The organism is Streptomyces sp. MJM8645, assembly GCF_001625365.1.
In the GTDB taxonomy this organism is placed as follows: Bacteria; Actinomycetota; Actinomycetes; order Streptomycetales; family Streptomycetaceae; genus Kitasatospora.
In genome coordinates, this window is record NZ_LJJF01000001.1 from 6,606,075 (window position 1) to 6,628,939 (window position 22,865).

General features: G+C 74.0%; 8 protein-coding genes. 5 read left to right on the forward strand and 3 right to left on the reverse strand.

Annotated elements, in window-relative coordinates; genetic code table 11:
• Positions 1 to 24 precede the first annotated feature (24 nt).
• The 4 genes from A6F73_RS28110 to A6F73_RS28125 all read left to right on the forward strand — a co-directional run bounded on the left by A6F73_RS28110 (position 25) and on the right by A6F73_RS28125 (position 15,962).
• Positions 25 to 13,320 (forward strand): non-ribosomal peptide synthetase, encoded by a 13,296-nt coding sequence (locus A6F73_RS28110; protein WP_063350322.1) that lies wholly within the window; start codon positions 25 to 27, stop codon positions 13,318 to 13,320.
• A gap of 6 nt (positions 13,321 to 13,326) precedes the next feature.
• Positions 13,327 to 14,649 carry an MFS transporter gene (locus A6F73_RS28115; RefSeq protein ID WP_244293529.1) on the forward strand — a complete coding sequence of 441 codons (1,323 nt, stop codon included), beginning with the start codon at positions 13,327 to 13,329 and terminating at the stop codon, positions 14,647 to 14,649.
• 101 nt (positions 14,650 to 14,750) lie between these two features.
• Entirely contained in the window at positions 14,751 to 15,563 is an 813-nt protein-coding gene (gene ddaH, locus A6F73_RS28120; protein WP_063350323.1) for a dimethylargininase, read from the forward strand.
• A 162-nt stretch (positions 15,564 to 15,725) separates the two neighbouring features.
• Positions 15,726 to 15,962, forward strand: coding sequence for a hypothetical protein (locus A6F73_RS28125; RefSeq protein WP_063350324.1), 237 nt, complete (start codon positions 15,726 to 15,728; stop codon positions 15,960 to 15,962).
• Positions 15,963 to 16,110: 148 nt separating this feature from the next.
• Here the strand turns inward: A6F73_RS28125 and A6F73_RS44155 are convergent, their stop codons facing one another.
• Positions 16,111 to 19,299 carry a BTAD domain-containing putative transcriptional regulator gene (locus A6F73_RS44155; RefSeq protein WP_279634946.1) on the reverse strand — a complete coding sequence of 1,063 codons (3,189 nt, stop codon included), beginning with the start codon at positions 19,297 to 19,299 and terminating at the stop codon, positions 16,111 to 16,113.
• A gap of 259 nt (positions 19,300 to 19,558) precedes the next feature.
• On the opposite strand from A6F73_RS44155, the gene A6F73_RS28135 reads away from it, so the two are divergent.
• Positions 19,559 to 20,632: a hypothetical protein gene (locus A6F73_RS28135; RefSeq protein WP_063350325.1), complete on the forward strand. Its 1,074-nt coding sequence runs from the start codon at positions 19,559 to 19,561 to the stop codon at positions 20,630 to 20,632.
• Between the two features lie 38 nt (positions 20,633 to 20,670).
• On the opposite strand, the gene A6F73_RS28140 is transcribed toward A6F73_RS28135, so the two are convergent.
• Both A6F73_RS28140 and A6F73_RS28145 read right to left on the reverse strand, forming a co-directional pair.
• Positions 20,671 to 21,666 (reverse strand): 2-hydroxyacid dehydrogenase, encoded by a 996-nt coding sequence (locus A6F73_RS28140; RefSeq protein WP_063350326.1) that lies wholly within the window; start codon positions 21,664 to 21,666, stop codon positions 20,671 to 20,673.
• A 124-nt stretch (positions 21,667 to 21,790) separates the two neighbouring features.
• Positions 21,791 to 22,816 (reverse strand): 6-phosphofructokinase, encoded by a 1,026-nt coding sequence (locus A6F73_RS28145; RefSeq protein WP_063350327.1) that lies wholly within the window; start codon positions 22,814 to 22,816, stop codon positions 21,791 to 21,793.
• Between the last annotated feature and the right edge of the window lie 49 nt (positions 22,817 to 22,865).

Sequence of the window (22,865 nt, forward strand, 5' to 3'; positions counted from 1 at the left end):
CGTGACGTGAGTAGAGGAAGCACCGTGATCCCGGTTTCGTACGCACAGCAGCGTCTCTGGCTGATCGACCAGATCGAGGGGCCGACCGCGCTGTACAACCTTCCGTTCGCCCTGCGCCTGCGCGGCGAGCTCGACACCGCCGCGCTGCGCGCCGCGACGGTGGACGTGGTCGCCCGGCACGAGGCCCTGCGTACGGTGTTCCCGGTGGACGGGGGAGTCCCGGTGCAGCAGATCCTGCCGGCCGAGGAGGCGCAGCCGCGCTTCCTGGTCGTGGACTGCGCACCGGACGACTACCCCGCCCGCCGGGACGCGGCCTCCGCCGAGACCTTCGAGCTGAGCCGCGAACTGCCCATCCGGGTCACGGTGTTCACTCTCGCTCCGACCGAGCACGTGCTGCTCGTCGTCCTGCACCACATCGCCGGTGACGGCTGGTCGCTCGGCCCGCTGCTGCGCGACCTCGCCACCGCCTACCGGGCCCGGCTCGCCGGCCGCGCCCCCCACTGGGAGCCGCTGCCCGTCCAGTACGCCGACTACGCGCTCTGGCAGCGCGACCTGCTCGGCGACGAGCGCGACCCCGAGAGCCTGCTCGCCCGCCAACTCGACCACTGGCGAACCGCCCTGGCCGGACTCCCGGAGGAACTGGAGCTGCCGACGGACCGCCCCCGACCGCCCACCCCCACCGGCGCCGCCGACTCCGTCGACCTCGCCTGGGACGCCGACCTGCACACCGCCCTGCTCGGCCTCGCCCGGACGCACCGCACCACCCTGTTCACCGTCCTCCAGGCCGGCCTGGCCGCACTGTTCACCAGGCTCGGCGCCGGCACCGACATCCCGCTCGGCACCGGCCTCGCCGGCCGCGCCGACGAGGCCCTGGACGACCTGGTCGGCTTCTTCGTCAATTCGCTGGTGCTGCGCGCCGACACGTCCGGCGACCCGAGCTTCGCCGAGCTGCTCGGCCGCGTCCGGGAGGCCCAGCTCGACGCCTTCGCCCACCAGGACATCCCCTTCGAGCGCCTCGTCGAGGAGCTCAACCCGACCCGTGCCCTCGGCCGCCACCCGCTGTTCCAGACCCTGCTGGTGCTCCAGAACCACGGGCAGGACGCCGAACTCGACCTGCCCGGGCTGGAGTCCGCGCCCGAGCCGATCGGCCTGCGGGTCGCCAAGTTCGACCTCAACATCGGCATCGCCGAACGGCACGGACCCGACGGCGCCCCCGCCGGGCTCACCGGCTCGATCGAGTACGCCGCCGACCTCTACGACCACGCCACCGTCGCCGCCCTGGCCGCCCGGCTCGGCCTGCTGCTGACCGGTGCCGCCGCCGACCCGCACGCCCCCATCGGCACCCTCGACGTCCTCGCCCCCGAGGAGCGCACCCGCATCCTCACCGAGTGGAACGCCACCGGCGCCCCGGCCCGGCCCGGCACCCTCGCCGAGTCCTTCGAGCGCCAGGCCGACCGCACCCCGCACACCACCGCCCTCGCCCACGACGGCGGCACCCTCGACTACGCCGAACTCGACGCCCGGGCCAACCGCCTCGCCCACCACCTGATCGCCCTCGGCGTCGGCACCGAGACCCCCGTCGCGATGCTGATGGAGCGCTCCGTCGAGGTCGTCGTCGCCACCCTGGCGATCCTCAAGGCCGGCGGCTGCTACGTGCCCATGCACCCCGGCCTGCCGCCCGAGCGGATGACCGACGTGCTCGCCGACACCGGCGCCCCCGTGCTGCTCACCGACCGCGCCGACCCGGGCTTCCCGCACCGGGCCGTGGTGGTCCGCCCCGGCGACGAGGCGGCCGCCCCCGCCCACCGCCCCGGCGTGCCCGTCCACTCGGACCAGCTTGCCTACGCGATGTACACCTCCGGCTCCACCGGCCGCCCCAAGGGCGTCGCCGTCCGCCACCGCGACGTCCTCGACCTCGCCGCCGACCGGCGCTGGCAGGACGGCCGGCACGAGCGGGTCCTGCTGCACTCCCCGCACGCCTTCGACGCCGCCACCTACGAGATCTGGACGCCCCTGCTGGCCGGCGGCACCGTCGTGGTCGCCCCGCCCGGCGCCCTCGACGCCACCTCCCTGCACGCCGTCACCACCCGCCACGGCGTCACCGCCGTCTTCCTCACCAAGGCCCTGTTCGACCTCGTCGCCGAGCAGGCCCCGCAGACCTTCGCCGCCCTGCGGGTCGTCTGCACCGGCGGCGAGGCCGCCTCCGGCACCCTGATGCGGCGCGTCCTGGACGCCTGCCCCGACCTGCTGCTCGCCCACGTCTACGGGCCCACCGAGACCACCACCTTCGCGACCCACCACCCGCTCGTCCACGCCGACCTCGACGGCCCCCGGGTGCCGATCGGCGGCCCGCTCGACGCCATGCGCAGCTACGTCCTCGACGCCCGGCTGGGCCCCGTCCCGCCCGGCGTCCCGGGAGAGCTGTACATCGCCGGGGCCGGCCTGGCCCGCGGCTACCTGAACCGGCCGGCCCTGACCGCCGAACGGTTCGTCGCCTGCCCGTACGCGCCAGGGGAGAGGATGTACCGCACCGGCGACCTGGTGCGGCTGCGCGCCGACGGCGCCGTGGAGTTCCTCGGCCGGATCGACGGACAGGTCAAGCTGCGCGGCTTCCGGATCGAACTCGGCGAGATCGAGGCGACGCTCTCCCGCCACCCCGCCGTGCGCCAGGTCATCGTGATCGCCCGCGAGGACCGCCCCGGCGACACCCGGCTGGTCGCCTACTGCACCGCCGACGCCTCGCTCACCCCGGCCGAGCTGCGCACCTTCGCCGGCACCACGCTGCCCGGCTACATGGTCCCCGCCGCCGTCGTCCTGCTCGACGCCCTGCCGCTCAACGCCAACGGCAAGGTCGACCGCCGGGCCCTGCCCGCCCCGGACGTCGCCGCCGACGGCACCGGCCGCGAGCCCCGCGACGAGCGCGAACGGGCGCTGTGCGAGCTCTTCGGCGACCTGCTCGGCATCGACGACATCACCATCGACGACGACTTCTTCGCGCTCGGCGGGCACTCGCTGCTCGCCACCCGCCTCACCGGGCGGGCCCGCGCCGAACTCGGCATCGAACTCGCCATCGGCGACCTCTTCCAGGCCCCCACCGTCGCCGGGCTCACCGACCGGCTCGCCGACCGCGCGGCCGACGCGCCCGCCCCGGCCCGCCCGGCGCTGCGGCCCGGCCCCCGGCCCGACCGGGTGCCGCTCTCCTTCGCCCAGCGCCGCCTCTGGTTCCTCGCCCAGGCGGACGGCCCCGCCAGCACCTACAACGTGACCCTCGCCCTGCGGCTGCGCGGCCCGCTCGACCCCGCCGTCCTCGCGGACGCCCTCGGCGACACCGTCCGGCGGCACGAGGCCCTGCGCACCGTCTTCGGCGAACAGGACGGCGTCCCGTACCAGCACGTCCTCGACGGGCCGACCGCCCCGCTGCTCACCACCACCGACCGGCCGGTGGACGAACTCGCCCGCCACACCTTCGACCTGGCCGCCGACCTGCCCCTGCACGCCTACCTGCGGCCCGAGGGCCCGGACGAGCACGTCCTGGTCCTCGTCCTGCACCACATCGCCGGGGACGGCGCCTCGCTGGGCCCGCTCTACCGCGACCTCACCGACGCCTACCGGGCCCGGCTCGCCGGCCGCGCCCCCGACGGCGAGCCGCTGCCCGTCCAGTACGCCGACTACGCGCTCTGGCAGCACGCCCTGCTCGGCGACGAGGACGACCCGCAGAGCCTGGCCGCCCGCCAACTCGCCTACTGGCGCGACGCGCTGGCCGGCCTGCCGGAGGAGCTGCCGCTGCCGCTCGACCGGCCCCGGCCCCCGGTCGCCAGCCACCGCGGGACCGTCCTCCCGCTGGAGCTCGACGCCGAACTGCACGCACGCCTCGGCGACCTCGCCGTCGAGCACGGCGCCACGCTGTTCATGGTCCTCCAGGCCGCCTACGCCACCCTGCTGCACCGCTTCGGCGCCGGCACCGACCTGCCGATCGGCACCCCGGTGGCCGGCCGCCTCGACGAGGCCGTCACCGACCTGGTCGGCTACTTCGCCAACACCCTGGTGCTGCGCACCGACGTCTCCGGCCGCCCCAGCTTCGCCACCCTGCTGCACCGCGTCCGCGACACCGACGTGGCGGCGTACGAGCACCAGGACACGCCGTTCGAGTCGCTGGTCGAGGAGCTGAACCCGGCCCGGTCACTGGCCCGGCACCCCCTGTTCCAGGTGATGCTGGCCTTCGCCGGCACCCCCGAGGACGGGCCGGACCTGCCCGGCGTCACCGTGACCGAGGAGCCGGTCGACTTCGGCACCGCGACCTTCGACCTCACCCTCAGCCTGGTCGAGCGGCTCGCCGCCGACGGCTCCCCGGCCGGGCTGAGCGGCGGCCTGGAGTACGCGACCGACCTGTTCGACCGGGAGACGGTCCGGCGGCTCGCCACCGCCCTGGAGCTGATCCTGCGCCAGGCGGTCGAGGACCCCGAGCGCCCGGTCGCCGCCCTGGAGGTGCTCGACGAGGCCGAGCGGGACGCTCTCGCCGCATGGAACGACACGGCGCTGCCGGACGCCGGCGCGCCCTACCTGACGGTGTTCGAGGAGCAGGCCGCGCGCACCCCCGGGGCCGTCGCCCTGGTCTGCGGCCCCGAGTCGCTGACCTTCGCGGAGCTGAACGCCCGGGCCAACCGGCTGGCCCGCGCCCTCGCCGACGAGGGCGCCGGGCCGGACACCGTGGTCGCCCTCGCCGTGCCGCGCTCGGTGGAGTCGGTGGTCGCCACGCTGGCGACACTGAAGGCCGGCGCGGCCTTCCTGCCCCTGGACCCGGAGTACCCGGCGGAGCGGATCGCCCACATGCTGGCCGACTCCGCCCCGGCGGTCGTGCTCACCGACCACCGCTGGCCGCTCGCCGAGTCGCTGGACGGACGCACCGTGCTGCCCGTCGACGACGAGCTGTGGGCCTTCCACGACGACCACGACCTGCCCGACACCGCCCACCCGGGGCACGCCGCCTACATCATCTACACCTCCGGCTCCACCGGCAGGCCCAAGGGCGTCGTGGTCTCCCGCGGCAACTTCGCCAATCTGCTGGCCTTCCACCGCGCCGAGGTCGGGGCCGCCGTCGAGCGAGCCCGGCCGGGCCGCCGGCTGACGGTCGCGCTCACCGCCTCGCTGTCCTTCGACGCCTCCCTGGAGTGCTACCTCTGGCTCGCGGCCGGGCACGAGCTGCACCTGATCGGCGACGACGTGCGCCGCGACGCCGCCGCGCTGGTGCGCCACGCCGAGCGCACCGGGATCGACGTCCTCGACCTCACTCCCACCTACGCGGACCAGCTGATCGAGGAGGGACTGCTCACCCGCTGCCCGCCGGCCCTGCTGCTGCTCGGCGGCGAGGCCACCGGCCAGGCCCTGTGGACCACCCTGCGGGACGCCCCGGACCTGATCGCGTACAACCTGTACGGCCCGACCGAGTGCACCGTCGACGCCCTGTACCACCGCCTCGCCGACAGCGAGCGCCCGCTGATCGGCCGCCCGCTCGGCAACCTCCGCGCCTACGTGCTGGACTCCCGGTTGAACCCGGTGCCGGCCGGGGTGCCCGGCGAGCTGTACCTGGCGGGGGCGGGTCTGGCCCGGGGCTACCTGAACCGGCCGGAGCTGACCGCCGAACGGTTCGTGGCCTGCCCGTTCGAGCCCGGGGAGAGGATGTACCGCACCGGCGACCTGGTGCGCCGCCGCCCGGACGGCGACCTGGACTACCTGGGCCGCACTGACCAGCAGGTCAAGATCCGCGGCTTCCGGATCGAACTCGGCGAGATCGAGACCGCGCTGACCTCGCAGCCCGGGGTGCTCCAGGCCGCGGTGCTGCCGTACGAGCAGGGCCCGGGCGGGGCGCGGCTGGTCGCCTACCTGGTCGGCCCGGCCGCGTCGGACCCGGCCGAGCTGCGCGCCGCCGTCGCGGCCGAACTGCCCGCCCACATGGTGCCGGCCGCCTTCGTGGCGCTGGAGGCGCTGCCGCTCAACGCCAACGGCAAGCTGGACCGCTCCGCGCTTCCGGCGCCGGACTTCGCGGAGTTCGCGGGTGGCCGGGCGGCGCGGACGGCGGAGGAGGAGATCCTCTGCGGGCTGTTCGCCGAGGTCCTCGGCGTCGAACGGGTGGGCGCCGACGACGACTTCTTCGCGCTCGGTGGTCATTCCCTGCTGGCGACGCGGCTGTTGAGCCGGGTGCGGTCGGTGCTGGGGGTGGAGCTGGGGGTGCGGGATGTGTTCGAGGCGCCGACGGTGGCGGGGCTCGCGGCCCGTTCGGGCGCGGCGGCCGGCCGGCCGGTGCTGTCGGGAGGTGTCGAGCGTCCGGAGCGGGTGCCGTTGTCGTTCGCGCAGCAGCGGTTGTGGCTGATCGACCGGATGGAGGGCCCCAGCGCGCTCTACAACGTGCCGGTCGCGCTGCGACTGGGCGGCGAGCTGGACGTGGCGGCGCTGGAGGCGGCGCTGGGTGATGTGGTGACGCGGCACGAGAGCCTGCGCACGCTCGTGGCCGAGGCGGACGGCGAGCCCTACCAGCGGATCCTGCCGCCCGAGGAGGCCCGGGTCACCGTCGAACGCCGGGACTGCCCGGCCGACGCGCTGGCCGACGCCGTGGACGAGGAGTCCCGCCGCCCCTTCGACCTGGCGGCCGAACCCCCCTTCCGCGCGACCCTGCTGAGGACGGCCGAGGAGAGCCACGTGCTGCTCCTGGTGCTGCACCACATCGTCAGCGACGGCTGGTCGATGGGTCCGTTGCTGCGGGACCTGTCGACGGCGTACGCGGTCCGGTCTGGTGGCGAGGTGCCGGTGGTGGAGCCGCTTCCGGTGCAGTACGCGGACTACGCGCTCTGGCAGCGCCGACTGCTGGGGGAGGAGTCGGACGAGAACGGCCTGCTGTCGCGTCAACTCGACTACTGGCGCGGGATCTTGACCGATCTCCCGGAGGAGTTGGCGTTGCCGGTGGATCGTGCGCGTGGTGTGGTGGCGTCGCATCGGGGTGACCGGGTGGTGCTGCCGTTGGGTGTGGAGTTGCATCGTGGGTTGGTGGGGTTGTCGCGTGCGCATCGGGTGACGTTGTTCATGACGGTGCAGGCGGCGTTGGCGGCGTTGTTGACCCGGTTGGGTGCGGGGACGGATGTGCCGATCGGCACGGTGGTGGCCGGTCGTTCGGATGAGGCGTTGGACGAGTTGGTCGGGTTCTTCGTCAACACGCTGGTGCTGCGCACCGATACGGCGGGTGACCCGAGTTTCGCGGAGTTGCTGGGTCGGGTGCGGGAGTCGGATCTGGGGGCGTTCGGGCACCAGGATGTGCCGTTCGAGCGTCTGGTGGAGGAGCTGAACCCGGCGCGGTCGCTGGCCCGCCACCCCCTCTTCCAGGTGATGCTGGTCCTGCAGAGCAACGAGCAAGCCGAACTGGAGCTGCCCGGACTGCACGTCGAGACTCTGCCGGCCGGGACCGGGGTCGCCAAGTTCGACCTCAACGTGATCATGGAGGAGGTCTTCGGCCCGGACGGCGAACCTGCCGGGATCGACTGCGCGATCGACTTCGCGACGGATCTGTTCGACCGGGAGACGGTGGAGTCGCTGGCGGTGCGGTTCGGGCGGTTGCTGCGGGCGGTGGTGGAGAGTCCGGAACTGCCGGTGGGCCGGGTGGAGTTGTTGGCGGCGGAGGAGCGGGCCGGGCTGGTGGGTGGCGGGTTCACGTCGCTGCCGTCGCGGGTGTCGCTGGTGCCGGAGGTGTTCGAGGCGCAGGTCGCGCGGACTCCGGAGGCGGTGGCGCTGGTGTGCGGCGCCGAGATGTTGACGTTCGCCGAGTTGAATGTGCGGGCGAATCGGCTGGCGCATCGGCTGATCGCTGCGGGCGTGGGGCCGGAGTCGGGTGTGGCGCTGGCGCTGCCGCGCTCGGTGGAGTCGGTGGTGGGGTTGCTGGCGGTGCTGAAGGCCGGCGGGGTGTACCTGCCGCTGGACGCCGAGTACCCCGCCGACCGCACCGCCGACACCCTGGCGGACTCCCGTCCGTCGCTGGTGCTGACCGACCCGCGGTGGCCGCTGCCCGAGGTCCTGGCGGGCCTGCGGACGCTGGACGTCACCGAGGACGGCCCCGGCCCCGAGAGCGATCCGGCCCCCCGCGTCACCGCGCAGGACGCGGCGTATGTGATTCACACGTCGGGTTCGACGGGTCGTCCGAAGGGTGTGGTGGTGTCGCACGGGAGCCTGGCGGCTCTGTTGGCGGCGCATCGGGCTGGTGTGATGGCGGGTCGGGTGCGGTCGCGGGTGGCGTTGACGGCGTCGTTGTGCTTCGACGCTTCCTGGGACGGCCTTCTCTGGCTGGTGGCTGGGCATGAGCTGCACCTGATCGGTGATGAGGTGCGCCGGGACGCGGCAGCGTTGGTGCGCCATGTCGGGGAGCGCGGTATCGGGGTGCTGGAGGTGACGCCGTCCTTCGCCGAGCAGCTGGTGGAGGAGGGGTTGTTGGCCGAGTCGGCGCCGGAGCTGTTGCTGCTCGGTGGTGAGGCGGTGGGCCAGGCCCTGTGGTCGCGGTTGCGGGAGGCGCCGGCGACGGAGGCGTACAACCTGTACGGCCCGACGGAGGCGACGGTGGACACGCTCGTCCACCCGCTGGCCGCCACGGAGCAGCCGGTGCTGGGCCGTACGGTCGCCGGGACGCATGCCTATGTGCTGGACGAGTGGTTGAACCCGGTGCCGGCCGGGGTGGCGGGTGAGCTGTACTTGGCGGGGGCGGGTCTGGCCCGGGGGTATCTGAACCGGCCGGGGCTGACCGCGGAGCGGTTCGTGGCCTGCCCGTTCGCGTCCGGGGAGAGGATGTACCGCACGGGCGACCTGGTGCGCCGCTCCCGCGAGGGTGAGCTGGAGTACCTGGGCCGCACCGACCAGCAGGTCAAGATCCGCGGCTTCCGGATCGAACTCGGCGAGATCGAACAGGTGCTGGTCCGCCACGAAGCTGTCCGCCAGGCGGTCGTCACCACCCGGGAGAGCGACGACGGCGACCGCCGGCTGGTGGCCTACTGCGCGGTGACCGAGCAGCTCCCTGGGATCGCCCTCGACCTGCGGGAGTTCGTCGCCCGGGCACTGCCCGGCTACATGGTGCCGGCCGCCGTCGTCCCGCTCACCGCTCTGCCGCTCACCGGCAGCGGAAAGGTGGACCACCGGGCCCTGCCGGCGCCGGACTTCGCGGAGTTCGCGGGTGGCCGGGCGGCGCGGACGGCGGAGGAGGAGATCCTCTGCGGGCTGTTCGCCGAGGTCCTGGGGATCGCCGGGGTCGGCATCGACGACGACTTCTTCGCGCTCGGTGGTCATTCCCTGCTGGCCACGCGGTTGTTGAGCCGGGTGCGGTCGGTGCTGGGGGTGGAGCTGGGGGTGCGGGATGTGTTCGAGGCGCCGACGGTGGCGGGGCTCGCGGCCCGTTCGGGTGCCGGGGTCGGTCGTCTGGTGCTGTCGGGGGGCGTCGAGCGTCCGGAGCGGGTGCCGTTGTCGTTCGCGCAGCAGCGGTTGTGGCTGATCGACCGGATGGAGGGCCCGAGCGGGCTCTACAACCTCCCCGTGCTGCTCCGCTTGGGCGGCGAGTTGGATGTGGCGGCGCTGGAGGCGGCGCTGGGTGATGTGGTGGCGCGGCACGAGAGTCTGCGCACGCTCGTGGCCGAGGTGGACGGCGAGCCGTACCAGCGGATCCTGCCGCCCGAGGAGGCCCGGGTCACCGTCGAGGTCCTGCCCGTGGGCACCGACCCCGAGAGCTGCGTCGACCGGCCGTTCGACCTGTCCGCCGACCTGCCCATGCGCGTCCAGGTGATTCCGGGCGGGTCCGACGGAGACCTGCTGGTGCTGGTGCTGCACCACATCGCCGGTGACGGCTGGTCGATGGGTCCGTTGCTGCGGGATCTGTCGACGGCGTACGCGGTGCGGTCCGGTGGCGAGGTGCCGGTGGTGGAGCCGCTGCCGGTGCAGTACGCGGACTACGCGCTCTGGCAGCGCGGACTGTTGGGGGAGGAGTCGGACGAGAACGGCCTGCTGTCGCGTCAACTCGACTACTGGCGCGGGATCTTGACCGATCTCCCGGAGGAGTTGGCGTTGCCGGTGGATCGTGCGCGTGGTGTGGTGGCGTCGCATCGGGGTGACCGGGTGGTGCTGCCGTTGGGTGTGGAGTTGCATCGTGGGTTGGTGGGGTTGTCGCGTGCGCATCGGGTGACGTTGTTCATGACGGTGCAGGCGGCGTTGGCGGCGTTGTTGACCCGGTTGGGTGCGGGGACGGATGTGCCGATCGGCACGGTGGTGGCCGGTCGTTCGGACGAGGCGTTGGACGAGTTGGTCGGGTTCTTCGTCAACACGCTGGTGCTGCGCACCGATACGGCGGGTGACCCGAGTTTCGCGGAGTTGCTGGGTCGGGTGCGGGAGTCGGATCTGGGGGCGTTCGGGCACCAGGATGTGCCGTTCGAGCGTCTGGTGGAGGAGCTGAATCCGGCGCGGTCGCTGGCCCGCCACCCCCTCTTCCAGGTGATGCTGCTGCTGGAAGGCGACCGGACGGCCTCGGCGCCGCTCACCCTCGGCGCCCTGCCCGCCACCGTGCAGTCGACGGCCGGATCGGTGGCCAAGTTCGATCTGAGCATCGGCATGGGCGAGACCTTCGACGCGGACGGCGAGCCCGCCGGCCTGGAATGCGCGATCGACTTCGCGACGGATCTGTTCGACCGGGAGACGGTGGAGTCGCTGGCGGTGCGGTTCGGGCGGTTGCTGCGGGCCGTGGTGGAGCGCCCGGAACTGCCGGTGGGCCAGGTGGAGTTGCTTGCGGCGGACGAGCGGGCCGGGCTGGTGGGTGGCGGGTTCACGTCGCTGCCGTCGCGGGTGTCGCTGGTGCCGGAGGTGTTCGAGGCGCAGGTCGCGCGGACTCCGGAGGCGGTGGCGCTGGTGTGCGGCGCCCAGACGTTGACGTTCGCCGAGTTGAATGTGCGGGCGAATCGGCTGGCGCATCGGCTGATCGCTGCGGGCGTGGGGCCGGAGTCGGGTGTGGCGCTGGCGCTGCCGCGTTCGGTGGAGTCGGTGGTGGGGCTGCTGGCGGTGCTGAAGGCCGGCGGGGTGTACCTGCCGCTGGACGCCGAGTACCCCGCCGACCGCACCGCCCGTACGCTCGCCGACGCGCAGCCCGTCCTCGCCGTGACCGACGATCGCTGGCCGCACCCGGAGTTGCTGGCCGGGCTGACCGTGGTGGAGGCCGGTGACGTGGCCGGTCCGGAGTCGGACCCGGTCGCGCGGGCTTCGGCCGGGGACGCGGCGTATGTGATTCACACGTCGGGTTCGACGGGTCGTCCGAAGGGTGTGGTGGTGTCGCACGGGAGCCTGGCCGCTCTGCTGGCGGCGCATCGCACCGGTGTGATGGCGGGTCGGGTGCGGTCGCGGGTGGCGTTGACGGCGTCGCTGTGCTTCGACGCTTCCTGGGACGGCCTGTTGTGGCTGGTGGCCGGGCATGAGCTGCACCTGATCGGTGATGAGGTGCGCCGGGACGCGGCAGCGCTGGTGCGCCATGTCCGCGAGCGCGGTATCGGGGTGCTGGAGGTGACGCCGTCCTTCGCCGAACAGCTGGTGGAGGAGGGGTTGTTGGCCGAGTCGGCGCCGGAGCTGTTGCTGCTCGGTGGTGAGGCGGTGGGCCAGGCCCTGTGGTCGCGGTTGCGGGAGGCGCCGGCGACGGAGGCGTACAACCTGTACGGCCCGACGGAGGCGACGGTGGACACGCTCGTCCACCCGCTGGCCGCGACGGAGCAGCCGGTGCTGGGCCGTACGGTCGCCGGGACGCACGCCTATGTGCTGGACGAGTGGTTGAACCCGGTGCCGGCCGGGGTGCCCGGTGAGCTGTACCTGGCGGGGGCGAGTCTGGCCCGGGGCTACCTGAACCGGCCGGGGCTGACCGCGGAGCGGTTCGTGGCCTGCCCGTTCGCGTCCGGGGAGAGGATGTACCGCACCGGCGACCTGGTGCGCCGCTCCCGCGAGGGTGAGCTGGAGTACCTGGGCCGCACCGACCAGCAGGTCAAGATCCGCGGCTTCCGGATCGAACTCGGCGAGATCGAACAGGTCCTGAGGCGGCACCCCCGGGTGTCGGCGGCCGTCGTCCGCCCGGTCGAGGACCGGGCAGCGGGCACTCGTCTGGTCGCCTACGTGGTGGCCGACGGCCGGCTGGACCAGGCAGGTCTGCGGGCCTTCGCGGGCGGGTTCCTGCCCGGCTACATGGTGCCGGCCGCCGTCGTCCCGCTCGACGCGCTGCCGCTCACCGGCAGCGGCAAGCTCGACCACCGGGCCCTGCCCGCCCCGGACTTCGCCGAACTCGCCGGGGGCCGCGCGCCGCGCACCGAACAGGAGCGGGTCCTCTGCGGGCTGTTCGCCGAGGTCCTGGGGATCGCCGGGGTCGGCATCGACGACGACTTCTTCGCGCTCGGCGGTCACTCCCTGCTCGCGATGAAGCTGCTCGCCCGGATCCGCGCCGCCCTCGGCGCCGACCTCGGGATGCGCGCGCTGTTCGAGGCCCCGACCGTCGCCGGACTGGCCGACCGGCTCGGTGCCGGGCCGGCCGCCGACGCCCTGGACGTGCTGCTGCCGCTGCGCACCGGTGGCGGCCTGGCCCCGCTGTTCTGCGTCCACCCGGCCGCCGGCATCAGCTGGGTCTACTCCGGCCTGCTGCCGCACCTCGGCGCCGACCGGCCGGTCTACGGTCTGCAGGCCCGCGGCCTGCGCGGGGAGGCACCGGCGAGCGTCGCCGAGATCGCCGAGGACTACGTGCGGCAGATCCGGGCGGTGTGGCCGTCCGGCCCGTACCACCTGCTCGGCTGGTCCTTCGGGGCGGTCGTCGCGCAGGAGATGGCCGTCCGGCTCCAGGCCGAGGGCGCACCGGTCGGTGTGCTCGCCCTGCTCGACGGCGCACCGGTCACCGGCCACGGTCCGGCGGCCGCCGACGGGCCGGAGGAGGACGAACCCGTCGACACCCTGGCCGAGTTGCTGCTGTCACTGGGCTACGACCCGGAGGCCGGGCGCGGCCAGGCCGAGCTGGCCGCCGTCCTGGGGGAGGCCGCCGCCGAGCTGCCCGGCATGTTCGAGCGGCACCGCAAACTCATGGCCGAGCACGTGCCCGGCCGCTACCGGGGCGACGCCGTCTTCTTCGGCGCGACCCTCGACAAGCCCGCCGACTGGCCCTACGAACGGTCCTGGCGGCCGTACCTGGACGGCCGGATCGAGCCCCACCGCCTCGCCTGCGCGCACGGCGAGCTGACCCGCCCGGAACCCCTCGCACGGATCGCCTCCGTGCTCGCCGAGAAGCTTGGAGAGTGACCCGCGATGTCCGTCACCACCCCCGCCATGGCTCCGCCGGAGCCGTCCCGCAGTCGCTGGGGGCTGTGGGCCCAGGCCGACTTCCGTCGGCTCTGGATCGGTGAGACCACCAGCGGTCTCGGTACGGCGGTCGGCAACGTGGCGCTGGCCCTGGTGGCCGTCGTCACCCTGCACGCCAGCCCGCTCGCGGTCGGCCTGCTGACCGCCTCGGCCTGGCTGCCCTGGCTCTTCCTCGGGCTGCCGGCCGGTGCCTGGGTGGACCGCTGGCCCAAGCTGCGGGTGATGCTGGTCTGCGACCTGCTGCTGCTCGTCCTGTTCGTCAGCGTGCCGGTGGCCGGCTGGCTCGGTGTGCTGACCATGGCCCAACTGGTGCTGGTGGCCCTGCTGACCGGCGGAGTGAAGGTGTTCTTCTCCACCGCGTACGGGGCGGTGCTCCCGTCGCTGGTGGCCAAGGAGGACGTGCTGGAGGCGAACGTCAAGCTGCGTTCCGGGGAGTCGGCGGTGGAGATCGCCGGTCCCGGTGCGGCCGGCCTGCTGTCGCAGGTCTTCGGCGCGACCAGCGGCCTGCTCGCCGACGCGGTGAGCTACCTCGTCTCGGCGGTCTGCGTGGCCCGGATCACCGTGGTGGAGCAGCCTCCGCCGCCGTCGCAGCGGCGGGGCATCCTGAAGGAGATCGGCGAGGGCGTGGGCTTCCTGGCCCGCGACCCGTACCTGCGGACGCTGGCCTGCTTCGGTGCGGTCGGCAACCTCGGGCTGAACGGCATCCAGGCCGTCCAGACGGTCTTCCTGGTGCGCAGCGTCGGCATCGGATCCGGCGAGGTGGGCCTGGTGTTCGCGGTGGTGAGCATCGGCGGGCTGGCCGGCGCGGCGGTGGCCGGGCGGCTGGCCCGGCGGCTGGGCAGCGCCCGCGGGCTGCTGCTGTGCGAGCTGGTGGTCGCGCCCTTCATCTTCCTGCTGCCGATGGCCGGCGACCAGCTGCCGCTCGCGGTCAGCGCGCTCGCGTGGTCGGTGGCCGTCTGCGGCGTCGTGGCCGGGAACGTGCTGGCCGGCAGTTTCTACCAGTCCTACTGCCCGCCCGCGATGATCGGGCGGATCAGGGCCAGCGCCTCGACCGTCAACTACAGCGCGATCCCCCTCGGCGCCCTGCTCGGCGGCTGGCTCGGCGAGGTGCTGGGCCCGCGCACCACGATCTGGATCATGGCGGGCGTGCTGCTGTCCGCAGGCGCCGTGCTGCTGGCGAGCCCGCTGCGCGGAATGCGCGACTTCCCGGCGCGCCCCGAGCACGGCGACCACCGCGCCGACGACGTGCGGCCCGAGCCCGCCGTCTGACCTCGCCGTCTGACCCGCCGTCCGACCCCGCCGTCTGAGCCCGCCGTCCGACCCCGCACACCCCGCCCCGCCCGCCCGATCCCTCACCCCGGAGCCCCCCGATGACCCGCACCGCCCGCCCGCGCCACTACCTGATGTGCCGTCCGACCCACTTCGAGGTCACCTACGCGATCAACCCGTGGATGGACCCGGCGAAGCCGGTCGACACCGGGCTCGCCGTGGCGCAGTGGGAGCGGCTGTACGTGCTCTACCAGGAGCTCGGTCACCGGGTCGACCTGATCGACCCGATCCCGGGCCTGCCCGACATGGTCTACGCGGCCAACGGCGCCACCGTGGTGGACGGCAAGGTGCTCGGCGCCCGCTTCCGCAACGCCGAGCGGGCCGCCGAGGGCCCCGCCTACCTGGAGTGGTTCCGCGCCCGGGGCTTCGAGACGCGCGATCCGGAGCACGTCAACGAGGGCGAGGGGGACCTGCTGCTGACCGCGGGCTCCGTGCTGGCCGGGCGGGGCTTCCGCAGCGTGGCCGACGGGCACGCGGAGGCCCAGGAGTTCTTCGGGCGCCCGGTGATCGGCCTGGAGCTGATCGACCCGCGCTACTACCACCTGGACACCGCGCTGGCCGTGCTGGACGGCGACGAGATCATGTACCACCCCGAGGCCTTCTCCGCCGGCAGCCGTGCCGTCCTGCGCCGGCTGTTCCCCGACGCCCTGCTGGTGGACGGCGCCGACGCGGCGGTGTTCGGCCTCAACGCCGTGAGCGACGGCCTGCACGTGGTGCTGCCGGAGGCGGCCGTCGGCCTGGCCGCGCGGCTGCGCGAGCGCGGATTCCGGCCGATCGGGATGGACCTCAGCGAGCTGCTCAAGGGCGGTGGCAGCGTGAAGTGCTGCACCCTGGAGATCCGCGCGGCGGCCTGAACGGCAGCCTCGACGGGTGGCCTGAGCGGGCGGCCTGAGTGGGCGGCAGTGATCACCGGTGCTCGGTTGTAGATCCGCCGTTGAACGCCCCCGGCCAGACTGGTGCCACACCACGAAGGAAGCCCTTCCCCACCAGGGAAGCGAGCCAAGGGAGCACCAGAGATGACGCAGCGTCCGGCCACCGCCCCCATCCGCCTCCGCCTGTTCACGGTCGGTCTCGGGGTGGCCGTCGCCCTGGGTGCCGGTCTCTCCGCCACGGCCGCCGTGGCGGAGACGGCCGGCACCGGGACGGCGACGGTGGTGAGCGGCGGCGCGACGCCGACGCCCACCCCCGCCCAGCCCAGCCCCACCGGCACCGTCCACGGCAGCACCGGCGACTGGAACAGCACCGGCTCCTGACTACACCGGTTCCAGACCGCACCGGCTCCTGGCCTCACTGGCTCCTGACCGCACCGGCTCCTGGCCTCACTGGCTCCTGGCCGCACTGGCTCCAGACCGCACCGGAACAGAAGCAGGATCGATTCTTCAGTAGCTGGTCATCAGCTCGTCAGCGGCCCGGCCCGCAGCTCGTCACCGGAGCGCCCGCCGCCCCCCGGCCACCGCCCCGACGCCCATCCGAGACGGACGGAGCCGCCGGCGTCGACGGAGCCGAAGAGGCCGAAGAGCTCGAAGCAGCCGTAGCGGCCGGAGGGTTCGAACCCTCCCCCCGGGGCAGCAACCCCGCCACCTCCTCCGCCTCCGGCAGCCCCAGCCGGACGAAGATCCGGTGCGCCTCCCGCAGCCGGCCCCACGCCGCGGCCTCCCGCCCGAGGTCCGCCAGCGTCCGGCCCAGCACCACCAGCGCGTGGCCCTGGTCCCGCTCGGCCCCCAGTTCCTCGCACAGCGTCAGCGCCTGCCCGGCGTGCTCCAGCGCCTCGTCCGTCCGGCCCAGCGAGCGCAGACTGTCCGCCATCCGGTAGCGGGCGTGCGCGGCCCGGGCCCGCAGCCCGGCCGCCGAGGCCACCGCCAGGCACTCGCCGAACCAGGTGACGGCCTCCTCGTGCTGCCCCAGCCCGTGCAGCGCCAGCCCCAGTACGTACAGCGTGTACGCCCGGCCGGGATCGTCGTGCCGGGTCCGCAGCTCGGCGAGCGCCTCGTGGCAGATCGGTACGGCCTCGGCGGCCCGCCCGCTGCGCACCCGGGCCAGCGCGGCGTTCACCGTCGTCACCAGCGCCCCGGAGCGGTGGCCGAGTTCGCGGGCCAGCAGCAGTGCCTCGTCGTAGTGCCCGACGGCCTCGTCGTAGCGGCTGAGGAACTGGCAGACCAGGCCGAGGTCGTTCAGCGCCTGGCGCAGGATCACCGTGTCGCCCGCCGAGCGGGAGGCGGCCACCGCCAGCCGGGAGGCCGCCTCGGCCTCCTCCAGGCGGGTGGCGGCCAGGGCGACGTTGCCGCGGAGGAAGTGCGCCCGACCAGCTGCCCGGTGGTCGGTGTGGTGGTCCGCGGCGGTGGCCAGGGCCTCTGCCGTACTGGCGAGCTGGCGGCTGGGCGGGGCGAGGACGAACGGCGTGAGCGCGATCAGCAGGTCGATCGCGGCGCGCAACGCATCCGGTGCCGCGCCGCCGTCGGCCGGGGCCGGCGCGGTGTCGTCCGCGACGGTCCAGCACGCCACCTGGGCGGCGAGCGCGATCGCCCCGGAACCCTCCGCCTCGGCCCAGGCCCGGGCGCCGTCCGGGCCGCCGAGGTCCACGCCCGCGCTGCGGGCCGGCCCGAGCGCACCGGCGGCCGGATCTCCCGGGACGGCGTGCTGGAAGGCCGCGCACGCGGTGGCCAGCAGGTGGTCCAGCAGCCGGTCACGGGCCTCCACGGCCGCGCCCGGGTGGTCCGGGCGCCGCCGGGCGAAGGCACGCAGCAGGTCGTGGTAGCGGTAGCGGCCGGGGAACGGCGACTCCATCATCGCCACGTCCACCAGGGACTCCAGCAGGTCCTCGGCGTCGTACTCGTCCAGGTCCAGCAGGGCGGCCGCAGCGGGCAGCCCGATGTCGGGGCCGTCCACCGAGGCGGCCAGCCGGAACGCCCGGGTCTGGGCGGGCGTCAACTGGCGGTAGCTCAGTTCGAAGGCGGCCTCCACCGCCAGGTCGCCGATGCGCAGCTCGTCGATCCGCCGCCGTTCGACCGCCAGCCGGCGGCCCAGCGTCTGGATCGTCCAGCTCGGCCGGGCGGCCAGCCGGGCCGCCACGATCCGCACCGCGAGCGGCAGGTGGCCGCAGACGAGCAGCAGCTCCCGGGCGGCCTCCGGCTCGGCGGCCAGCCGCTCGGCGCCGATCGTGCGGCCCAGCAGTTCGAGTGCCTCCGCGGGCTCGAACACGCCGAGGTCGGCCTGGACGGACGAGGGCAGGCCCGAGAGGCGGGTACGGCTGGTGGTGAGCACGGCGCAGCCGACCGCGCCCGGCAGCAGGGGCCTGATCTGCGCGGTGTCGTGGACGTTGTCGAGCACCAGCAGCAGCCGCCGGCCGTCGACCACCGAGCGGAACAGCGCCGAGCGGGCGTCCAGCCCCTCGGGCACCCCGTCGGCCGGCACGCCGAGCGCCACCAGGAAGCTGCTGAGCACCGCCTCCGGGTCGGCCGGCGTGGTGTCGGCGCCCCGCAGGTCGACGTAGAGCTGCCCGTCGGGGTAGGCGTCGCGGGCCCGGTGGGCGACGTGCAGGGCCAGCGCGGTCTTGCCGACCCCGCCCATGCCGACCACGGTCGCGATCACCAGCGCCTGCTGGCCCGGGGCGCCGAGGGCCTCGCCCAGCCGCTCGACCTGGACGGTGCGGCCGGTGAAGTCCGCCGCGTCGGGCGGCAGCTGGGCCGGTCTGGGCGCCGTCGTGGTGGTGCCGGCGGGCGCGGCGGGCGCACCCGCCGCCGTGGGGCCGTCCGGCGGATCCTGCGCCTCGGGCCCGGGCCCGGCCGGCTTCACCGGGCCGGGGAGCAGCGCCGCGGCCGGCGCCGGGGCGGCGAGCGACAGGTCGCCCTCCAGGATCCGCCGGTGCAGCTGGTCCAGTTCCGCCCCGGGCTCCACCCCCAGCTCGTCCAGGAACAACTGGCGCACGCCCCGGTACACCGCCAGCGCGTCCGCCTGCCGCCCGGCCTGGTACAGCGCGCGCATCAGCAGCCCGTACGCCCGCTCGTGCAGCGGGTGCTCGGTGGTCAGCGCGGTCAGCTCCGGGATGCACCGGGAGAAGCGGCCCAGCGTCAGATCGAGGGCGATCCGCTCCTCCAGCAGGGTCAGTCGGAGCTCCTGCAACCGCTGGCGCTGCCGCTGCGCGAACGGGCCGGGGATGCCGGCCAGCGGCTCGCCCTGCCACAGCTCCAACGCCTGGTTCAGCAGGTCACGCGCCTGCTGCGGCTGTCCGGCGGCCGCCGTGCGCTCGGCCTGCGCCGCCAGCTCCTCGCCCTGCGCCGCGTCCACCGAGTGCTTGGGCAGCACCAGCCGGTAGCCGTCCCCGACCGAGGTCAGCACGGTCGGCGCGTCCGGCTCGTCGCCGTGCAGGATCTTGCGCCACCGCCAGGCGTACGTCCGCACCGTCGTCACCGCGGTGCTCGGCGGCTCCTCACCCCACAGGGCGTCGATCAGGTCCGTGGCACTCGCGCCGTGCCCCGGCCGGAGCAGCAGCACCGCCAGCATCGCCTGTTGCTGGGGACTGCCGACCTTCAGCACGGTCGTGCCGCGCTGCGCTCTCATCAACCCCAGCACCGAGAACCGGAAATCACTCATTCGTGCACCTGCCCGCTTCATGTGCCCGCCCCCGCCCACGCACGCGTCCGCCCCCCGATTGATGAGTCCCTATCAACCCACGCCAGCCGGTGGGCTGTCGAGAGATCGTCGACCCCGTAGTGATCCGGTGTTGATCGCCCACCGTCACAATCACTGGTGTGGCCCCCCAGCCGTCGGCCCGGTACGACCCGCCGGGCCCGCCACACCCCCCGGGTGCCGCCGCCCGGGCGACCACCACGTTTCTCGGAGGCCGACGCCAGTGAACACCGACCTGCTCTACCGGTTGCTCGACGTCGACCCGGTCGCCGGACCGGTCGAACTGCTCCACCGCGCCCGCGGCGCCCGCGACCTCCCCTACCTGGTGCTCGCCGCGCTCGTCCGGGAGGACGTCCGGATGGGCGAGCACGCCCGCGCCGAACTGCAGCGCGCCCGCGACCGGGCCGACTGTTACGCCCGGCTCGCCCGCGACCTCGCCGACGCCACCGGGGTGCGCCCGATCCGAGACCTCCCGCTGGCCGGCTACTACCCGTCCGACCTGCCCCGGCCGCTGGGCGAGCTCACCCTCGTCAGCCCCACCGAGGCCGCGCTCTGGCAGGCCGTCAGCCGGCTGGTCACCGAGCACCCGGTGGAGTCCGTGGAGGTCACCCTGCTCGGCGAGCGCCCCCGGCACACCTCCGTCACCCTGCGCTGGCCGGCCGAGGACCCGCTGCTCGACCCGTGGTACCAGGTCCGGCTCGGAACCGCCGCGCTCACCGGCGACCTCGCCACCGTCCCGGTCCGGCCCTACCTGGCCGCCGACGACCACGTCGAATGCCTGATCGCCCTCGCGGAGGAGGGGCTCGGCCGCGCCTTCCGGGCGGGTGACGTGATCGACGTGGCCCGCCTGGCCCGGCAGTCCTTCGAAGCCGTCGAGACCGCCGCCGTGGTCGCCGCCTACCGGCTCGCCCCGGAGGCCGTCGCGCTCCTCGACCTCGCCGCCGAACACGTGCCGCTGGGCTCCCTGGGCGGCGTGCGCACCGTCCTGGAAGCCGAGGTCGCCCCCGAACTCCACCGCCGCGAAGCCCTCACCCGCCCGCTCCGACCGCGGCACGGCACCCTGCTGCGCCGCACCGTCATCCGGCACCAGTGGGACGAGGCCCGCCTCCTCCCGGCCGGACCCGCCACCCTGCTGCTCACCCCCGTCGCCGACTTCCTCCTCGCCCCGGAGGGCGTCCGCCCGACGGCCCCCGCCCGCGCCGCCGCCCTCACGGCCCTACGAGCCTGGGACACCACCGCCCCCGCCACCCCGGACGGCACCCCCCGCGCCCGCCTCCCGGAGTCCAAGCACGGCTGAACACGACCGCCCTCCGGGCCGCCCACCTCGACGAGGAGTCAGCTCCTCGGGACGAGGGTGTTCTCGTTGGTGCGGCCGTTGGCGTAGTCGTCGATGTTGCGGGTGGTGGCGTCGATGATCTGGGTGACGGCGGTGTGGGTGAAGTAGGCCTGGTGGCTGGTGACGAGGACTTGGGGGAAGGTGACGAGGCGGGCGAGGGTGTCGTCGGTGATGCCTTCGATGGAGCGGTCGGTGAAGAAGACGCCGGTTTCTTCTTCGTAGACGTCGAGGCCGACGCCGGAGAGGCGGCCGGCGCGGAGGGTTTCGACGAGGGCGGCGCTGTCGATGAGGCCGCCGCGGCTGGAGTTGACGAGGATGGCGTCGTCCTTCATCCGGGCGAGGGCGGCGGCGTCGATGAGGTGGTGGGTGGCGGGGAGGAGGGGGACGTGCAGGCTGATCAGGTCGGCGCGGGTGAGGAGTTCGGGGAGTTCGGTGTAGGTCATGCCGAGGTCGAGGCAGGCGGGGTTGGGGGCGATGTCCCAGCCGAGGAGTTCGGTGCCGAAGCCGGCGGCGATGCGGGTGAAGCACTCGCCGATCTTGCCGGTGCCGATGACGCCGATGGTCATGCCGTGGATGTCGCGGCCGAGGAGGCCGTCGAGGCGGAAGTCGAACTCGCGGGTGCGGGTGGCGGCGCGGGTGAGGCGGCGGTTGACGGCCAGGGCCAGTGTCCAGGCGTGTTCGGCGACGGCGTAGGGGCTGTAGTAGGAGACCCGGGCGACGGTGAGGCCGAGGTCGGCGGCGGCGTCGAGGTCGATGTTGTTGAAGCCGGTGGAGCGTTGGGCGATCAGCTTGGTGCCGCCGGCGGCGAGGACGGTGAGGGTCTCGGCGTCGAGGACGGCGTTGACGCTGCTGCTGACGGCGGGGTAGCCGGCGGCGAGTGGGGCGGTGTCGCGGTTGAGGAACATGCTCAGGCAGCGCAGCCCGTGCCGGCCGGCGAAGGCCTGTTCCAGCAGCGGCCGTTCGTCGGCCTGCACCCCGTACGCGAGGATCTCCATCGGTTGCCTTTCCGCGAGTGGTCCGCTCCACCGGCCACGCTAGCGGGGCCGTCGCGGGGGCGCCCGTCGGACGCACGAGGGCCCGGACCGGTGGCGGTCCGGGCCCTCGACGGGGCGGGGGAGGTCAGATGACCGTCTCCGCCTCCAGGTAGCGCTCCTGCGGGACGGTCTTCAGCTCGGCGACCGCCTCGGCGATCGGCACCAGGTTGATGTTGGTGCCCTGCAGTGCGGTGATGTGCCCGAACGCGCCCTTGTGGACGGCCTCGACGGCGTGCCAGCCGAAGCGGGTGGCGAGCACCCGGTCGTACGCGGTCGGGGTGCCGCCGCGCTGGGTGTGGCCGAGGATCACCGGGCGGGCCTCCTTGCCGAGGCGGTGCTCCAGCTCGCGGGAGAGCTGGGTGGCGATGCCGGTGAACCGCTCGTGGCCGTAGATGTCCTTGGTGCCCTCTTCCCAGTGCATGGTGCCGGGCTCGGGCTTGGCGCCTTCGGCGCAGACCACGATGGCGAACTTCTTCTGCCGGTCGAAGCGTTCGCGGACGACGGCGGTCAGCTTGTCGATGTGGAACGGCCGCTCCGGGACGACGATGGCGTGCGCGCCGGCGGCCATGCCCGCGTTGAGCGCGATCCAGCCGGTGTGGCGGCCCATGACCTCGACGACCATGACCCGCTGGTGGGATTCGGCGGTGGTCTTCAGCCGGTCCAGCGCCTCGGTGGCGACCGAGACGGCGGTGTCGAAGCCGAAGGTGACGTCGGTGGAGGCGATGTCGTTGTCGATGGTCTTCGGGACCCCGACCACCGGCAGTCCGGCGTCGCTCATCAGCTTGGCGGCCTTGAGGGTGCCCTCGCCGCCGATCGGGATCACCGCGTCGATGCCGAGGTCCGCGCACAGTCGCTTGGCGCGCTCGACGCCGTCGCGCAGGTGGCTGGGCTGGACCCGGGACGAGCCGAGGATCGTGCCGCCCTGGGCCAGGATGCCGCTCACCGAGTCGAGGGTGAGCGGCCGGTGGACGCCCTCCAGGAGACCGCGCCAGCCGTCCTGGAAACCGATGATCTCGTCGCCGTGGTCGACCACCCCCCGGTGGACCACGGAACGGATCACCGCGTTCAGGCCGGGGCAGTCACCGCCGCTGGTCAGCACTCCGATACGCATTAGCTTTGCAACTCCCGAGCAGAACCGAGGAACGGCCGGACTACAGGCT

Coding starts and splice junctions, on each gene's coding strand:
- A6F73_RS28115 (WP_244293529.1), top strand. CDS start 13,327: ATGTCCGTCACCACCCCCGCCATGGCTCCGCCGGAGCCGTCCCGCAGT.
- ddaH (WP_063350323.1), top strand. CDS start 14,751: ATGACCCGCACCGCCCGCCCGCGCCACTACCTGATGTGCCGTCCGACC.
- A6F73_RS28125 (WP_063350324.1), top strand. CDS start 15,726: ATGACGCAGCGTCCGGCCACCGCCCCCATCCGCCTCCGCCTGTTCACG.
- A6F73_RS44155 (WP_279634946.1), bottom strand. CDS start 19,299: ATGAGTGATTTCCGGTTCTCGGTGCTGGGGTTGATGAGAGCGCAGCGC.
- A6F73_RS28140 (WP_063350326.1), bottom strand. CDS start 21,666: ATGGAGATCCTCGCGTACGGGGTGCAGGCCGACGAACGGCCGCTGCTG.
- A6F73_RS28145 (WP_063350327.1), bottom strand. CDS start 22,816: ATGCGTATCGGAGTGCTGACCAGCGGCGGTGACTGCCCCGGCCTGAAC.